The 5,679-nt window shown below is 65.3% G+C and carries 4 protein-coding genes; 3 read left to right on the top strand and 1 reads right to left on the bottom strand.

The window, feature by feature from the left end; translation table 11 throughout:
- Positions 1–1,044: 1,044 nt before the first annotated feature.
- Positions 1,045–2,013, bottom strand: coding sequence for a tripartite tricarboxylate transporter substrate binding protein (locus VN004_RS06760; protein WP_325608263.1), 969 nt, complete (start codon positions 2,011–2,013; stop codon positions 1,045–1,047).
- 135 nt (positions 2,014–2,148) lie between these two features.
- Between VN004_RS06760 and kdgD the strand changes: the two genes are divergently transcribed.
- The 3 genes from kdgD to VN004_RS06745 all read left to right on the top strand — a co-directional run.
- Complete coding sequence (kdgD, locus tag VN004_RS06755) at positions 2,149–3,063, top strand: 5-dehydro-4-deoxyglucarate dehydratase (protein WP_325608261.1); 915 nt, start codon at positions 2,149–2,151, stop codon at positions 3,061–3,063.
- A gap of 151 nt (positions 3,064–3,214) precedes the next feature.
- Positions 3,215–4,063: an NAD(P)-dependent oxidoreductase gene (locus VN004_RS06750; RefSeq protein WP_325608259.1), complete on the top strand. Its 849-nt coding sequence runs from the start codon at positions 3,215–3,217 to the stop codon at positions 4,061–4,063.
- A gap of 131 nt (positions 4,064–4,194) precedes the next feature.
- Positions 4,195–5,679: phosphoenolpyruvate-utilizing N-terminal domain-containing protein (locus VN004_RS06745; RefSeq protein ID WP_325608257.1), on the top strand; the 1,485-nt coding region annotated here is incomplete at its 3' end.

Genomic DNA, 5,679 nt, shown 5'->3' with positions numbered 1-5,679 from the left:
TAGTCACCACGGACCGCCGATTGCGTCGGCGTTCCGCGCGCGGTGTTTGAGGCTTGCTCTGCGACAACCCCGGAGGAGCGACGCCCTGGCACGGGCGGCCAACTTCCTATCCTCCGCTGGTGAGCCCAGGCACTGGGCCCGGATCATCGCAGCTTGGGCCTCCGCTGCAGCGCCACGTCTTGACGCAAACAACGGCCACCGCTCCCCGCCCCGCGTCTTGTGACGCTCATGAGACGCCCCCTGGACGAGGCGGGATGTAGGAAAAAAATCATATATTGGGGAGGGTGTCAAGTGGCTTGTTTCGGATGTGAAGGGGTCGTTGGCTCCATCCCCGCCCTCATCCTCGGGCTCCATTCCCGCCTTCGTCAGCGAGTTCCATCCCCGCCCTCATCCTGAGGAGCGATCGAAGGGAGCGTCTCGAAGGATGAAGGGCGGCCGAAGTGATGCGTGTTGCGATGGCATGGGCGGCCCATCCTTCGAGACGCCCGCTTCGCGGGCTCCTCAGGATGAGGCCGTACGGGGGTCGTGTCCCGGACGCAGCGCAGCGCCAAAAGCGCGTTCACGCGCGTCTTCAACGCGCTATGGCGGTGCGCTGCAGAACCGGAATCCAGCCGTGCCATCTCCACCGTTCGTCCCCGCGAAAGTGGGGACCCAGAGTCACACGCGAGGCAACCATTGTGGCTTTCTGGATTCCACGCTTGCGCGGGAATGAACGGAGTGTGTTTCGCCGTCATTGCGAGCGAAGCAAAGCAATCCTTACCGCGTCCCGCCGCACTCTTCTCCCTCCCCCCGCGAAGCGGTGGGGAGGGTCGATCGACTGAGCGTTAGCGAAGGAGATCGGGGTGGGGGGCTTCTCAAACATCGTCTCCCCCAAACGCGGCAGCAGTGATTTCCCCCCACCCGACTCCTCGCTTCGCTCGGAGCCACCCTCCCCACCGCTCGCTTCGCTCACGGGGGGAGGGAGAAGTAGAAAGCCAAGCTCCGCGGGCCTGTGTTATGGCGGCGCAGGCGCGCGATGCACCGCTCCGCTTACGCGCAATCACGTCAATCCAGCGGATCGATGCCGAGCTCCTTCAGCGTCTTGCCGGCGTCGGCCGCTGTGTCCACGATCAGCTTGCCGAAGGCATCGACCGAGCTTGCCTCGGGGATCACGCCCGTCTTCTCCATTGTCGTGCGAAACTGATCCGACGCGACCGCTGCGCCGACCTGCTTGTTCAGCTGATCGAGGATCGGGCGCGGCGTGCCGGCGGCCGCGCAGACGCCCCACCAGCCGTAATTGACCACATTGACGCCCTGCTCGTTGAGCGTCGGCACATCCGGCGCGATCTTGAGCCGCTCGGGGCTCGTCATCGCAATCACCTTCACCTTCTTCTCGTTGTAGAGCGGCATCGCGAGCGAGAGCGGCGACACCGCGAAATCGATGCGACCCGCCAGCACCTCCTGCAACGCAGGACCGGTGCCGCGGAACGTCACGCCCGTCATCCTGATTCCGGCTTCACGTTCGATCTGGCGCGGGATGATTTCCGTGACCGATCCCGAGCCGACCTTGCCGTAATTGAGCTGGCCGGGCTTTGCCTTCGCGAGCGCGATGAAATCCTTGATGTTGTTCGCCGGCGAATCCGGCGGCACCACGATCGCGTAATAGGCCTTGGTGATCATCGACACCGGCGCCAGGTCTTCGACCTTGTAGGCCGCCTTCCTGTACAGATGAACGTTGGTCGGATCGATGTAGGAACACAAAAGCAGCGTGTGGCCATCGCGCGGCTGCGCCAGCATCTCGTTGAGCGCGATCATGCCGGCCGCGCCGGTCTTGTTCTCGACCACGACCGGCTGGCCGAGCGCCGTCTGCAAATGCTGACCGATGATGCGCGCCGGCACATCGCTCGGGCCACCCGCCGGAAAACCGACAAGCATGCGAACCGGTTTTGACGGGAAAGTCTGCGCTTGCGCAATCGCACCAGGACCGGCGACACAGGCTGCGAGGACGCAGAGGCGGACGACGACGTGCTGCATGACTTCCTCCCGAAACGGCCATTTGCTTTGTTATTCGAACGCGCATTCTATGCGAGGCATGGCTGTCTGTGCGATGAATGACAATCGCCACGATCGGTGGGCAACGAGTGGGCAGCGCGAAAAGGGGCGCATTGCATGACGCCGGGTGATCTGAAACGCGCATTGCCACGCGGGCTGCTGTCGTTTCCGCTCACCGATTTCGATGCGCGCGGCGTCTTCGATGCACGGGCGTCCGCGGCGCGCATTGAATGGCTCTTGCGTTATCCGGCTGCAGCGATGTTTTCGGCCGGCGGCGCGGGCGAGTTCTTTTCGCTGACGCCGGAAGAATATGCGAATGTACTGCGCGTTGCGGTGCAGACGGCGCACGGCAGGATTCCGGTGATCGGCGCAGCCGGCTACGGCACCGCGACGGCGATCAGCTATGCGCAGAAGACCGAAAAGATCGGCGCCGACGGATTGCTGCTGCTGCCGCCCTATCTCGTCGAGGGACCGCAGGAGGGACTGCGCGCGCATATTGCGGCGGTGTGCCAATCCACACGCCTGCCGGTGATCGTCTACAATCGCGGCACCTGCCGCCTGCAGGCGGAGACGCTGGCGCGGCTGGCCGAGGATTGCCCCAACCTGATCGCGTTCAAGGACGGCGTCGGCGATGTCGAGACCATCAAGGCGATCAACGCCCTGTTGGGCGACCGCCTGCTGATGCTGAACGGCATGCCGACCGCGGAAGCTTATGCGCAGGATTTTCGCGCGCTCGGCATGGCGACCTATTCGTCGGCGATCTTCAATTTCGTGCCGCGCACGGCGATCGCGTTCCATCGGGCGGTGCATGACGGCGACGACGCGACTTTGCAGGCCCTGACCAGGGACTTCCTCGAACCCTATGTGCAGATCCGCAAGAAGCAACCCGGCTATGCCGTCAGCATCATCAAGGCGGGCGCCGAGATTGTCGGGCGCCCCGGCGGCAAGGTCCGGCCGCCGCTCGCCGATCTCACGGCGGAGGAACGCACAGAGCTTGCGGCCTTGATCGAGCGGCTCGGAGAGCAGGATTGAACGCGATACGAAACGCAATGCAATGTCCGTTCGTCCCCGCGAAAGCGGGGACCCAGAGTCGCGATGCATTCGTTGTGGCTTTCTGGATTTCCGCTTTCGCGGGAATGAACGGGTTCTGCGGATATCGCCAGACGTCAAATCGGAGATCATCATGACCCTTACCGTCGCTATCGTCGCGCAGGGCAGCATGGGAGCCGCAAGCGCCGCGCGCCTGACTGCAAACGGCGTGCGGGTGCTGACCTCGCTGCAAGGCCGGAGCGCAGCGAGCGCGGAGCGTGCGAAGACCGCAGGCATGATCGATGCGAGCGATGCCGAGATCGCTGCCGCGGACATCATCCTGTCGGTGGTGCCGCCGGGCGAGGCGCTTGCGCTCGCACAACGCTTCGCGCCCGCCCTCACGGCCACGAACAGGAAGCCGGTTTACGCCGATTGCAATGCGGTCAGCCCGGATACGGTGCGGGAGATCGCGAAGGTGATCGAACACACCGGCGCCCCATTCGCCGATGGCGGCATCATCGGCGGCCCGCCGCGCGCGGGTTATGGCGGCCCGGTCTTCTATTATTCGGGCGCCGATGCCGGACCGCTCGAACGCCTGAACGATTACGGACTTGTGTTCCGGCGCGTCGATGGCGGGATCGGCGCGGCTTCGGCGCTGAAGATGAGCTATGCCGGCATCACCAAGGGGCTGACGGCGGTCGGCTCGGCGATGATGCTGGCCGCGGAGCGCGCCGGCGTCGCACAGGCGCTGCATGCCGAACTCGCGGCCAGCCAGCCCAACCTGATGACCTATTTCCAGCGCAGCGTGCCCGACATGTTCGGCAAGGCCTATCGCTGGGTCGCGGAGATGGAGGAGATCGCCCTGTTCACCGGCGGCGGTCCGTCGCGCGAGATGTATGAGGCGATCGCCGACCTCTACGAGCGGCTGGCGGCGGACAATACCGGCGACAGGACGCAGATCGCCGCATTGCAGAGATTTTTCGACAAAAGCAAGAACCCCTGAGCAAGGACGCCTGAAGGGGCGGGATGACAAAAGCGCGCCGGGCTTGACCGCGCACGCGGCCCGCCCACGCGTCCCTTGCGGCTCACGGCCCGCACCCGCTATGACCCCTGCAGAACCAGGGACATCGACCCATGCGAGGCGCAATGGGCGGTCCGCGCGTCCTTTTGCGCCGGCTCCGCGAAGTCATGGCGGAACCGGTCAGCGCGCAGGACCGGCTCGATCGAATTGTCGTGCTGATCGCCGCCAACATGGTTGCGGAGGTCTGCTCCGTCTACGTTCTTCGCGTGGACGGGACGCTCGAGCTTTACGCCACCGAAGGCCTCAACAAGGAAGCCGTCCACCAGACGGTGATGCGGATCGACGAGGGCCTGGTCGGCCTCGTCGCCAGCCAGGCCAACCCGATCAACCTGCAGGACGCGCAGTCGCATCCGGCCTTCTCGTACCGGCCGGAAACCGGCGAAGAAATCTACCACTCCTTCCTCGGCGTGCCGATCCTGCGCGCCGGCAATACGCTCGGCGTCCTGGTGGTGCAGAACCGCGCCCACCGGAATTATTCGGAAGAGGAAGAGGAAGCGCTGCAGACCACCGCGATGGTGCTCGCGGAGATGATCGCCTCGGGCGAGCTCGCCTCGCTCGCAAGGCCCGGCGCCGAACCCGCCGTCCATCCGCGCCGTCACCTGACCGGCACCGCGCTCGCCGACGGTATCGCGCTGGGTCACGTGGTGCTGCACGAGCCGCGCGTGGTGATCCAGAATTTCGTCGCCGATGATGTTCCCGGCGAACTGAAGCGGCTCGATGACGCGATCGCGGCGCTCCGCTCCGATGTCGACGTGATGCTGGAGCGCGGAGAAATCGCCGACGGCGGCGAGCACAAGGATATTCTCGAAACCTACCGCATGTTCGCGCATGACCGCGGCTGGATGCAGAAGATGCGCGAGGCGATCCGCACCGGCCTGACGGCGGAAGCCGGCGTCGAGCGCGTCCAGTCCGACACCCGCGCGCGCATGCTGCGGGCGACCGATCCCTATCTGCGCGAACGGCTGCACGATCTCGACGACCTCGCGAACCGGCTGATGCGCCAGCTCATGGGTGTCGAGCATGCGCCGAATCGCGATCAGCTTCCCGACAACGCGATCCTCGTCGCGCGCATGATGGGGCCTGCCGCCCTGCTCGATTACGACCGCCAGCGGCTGCGCGGACTTGTGCTCGAGGAAGGCGGTCCGAACTCGCATGTCGCCATCGTCGCGCGCGCGCTCGGCATCCCCGCCGTCGGGGAAGTGGAAAATGCGGCCGGGCTCGTCGAGCCGGGCGACCCGATCATCGTCGACGGCATTTCCGGCGAGGTCTATCTGCGGCCGCCACCCGACATCGAAGCGGCTTATGTCGAGCGGGTGCGTTTGCGGGCGCGCAAGCAGGCGCAATATCGCACCCTGCGCGACAAGCCCTGCGTGACGCGCGACGGCCACGAGATCGCCTTGCATCTCAATGCGGGCCTTTTGGTCGATCTGCCGCATATCGAGGAAACCGGGGCCGCCGGCATCGGGCTGTTCCGCACCGAACTGCAATTCATGGTCGCGACCTCGTTTCCGCGAATCGGAGAGCAGCTCGCGCTTTAT

The sequence above is a fragment of the Pseudorhodoplanes sp. genome (genome assembly GCF_035565855.1).
Classification (GTDB): Bacteria; Pseudomonadota; Alphaproteobacteria; order Rhizobiales; family Xanthobacteraceae; genus Pseudorhodoplanes.
The sequence above is the reverse complement of the archived record's forward strand: the minus strand, read 5'-3'. Positions and strand labels throughout refer to the sequence as shown.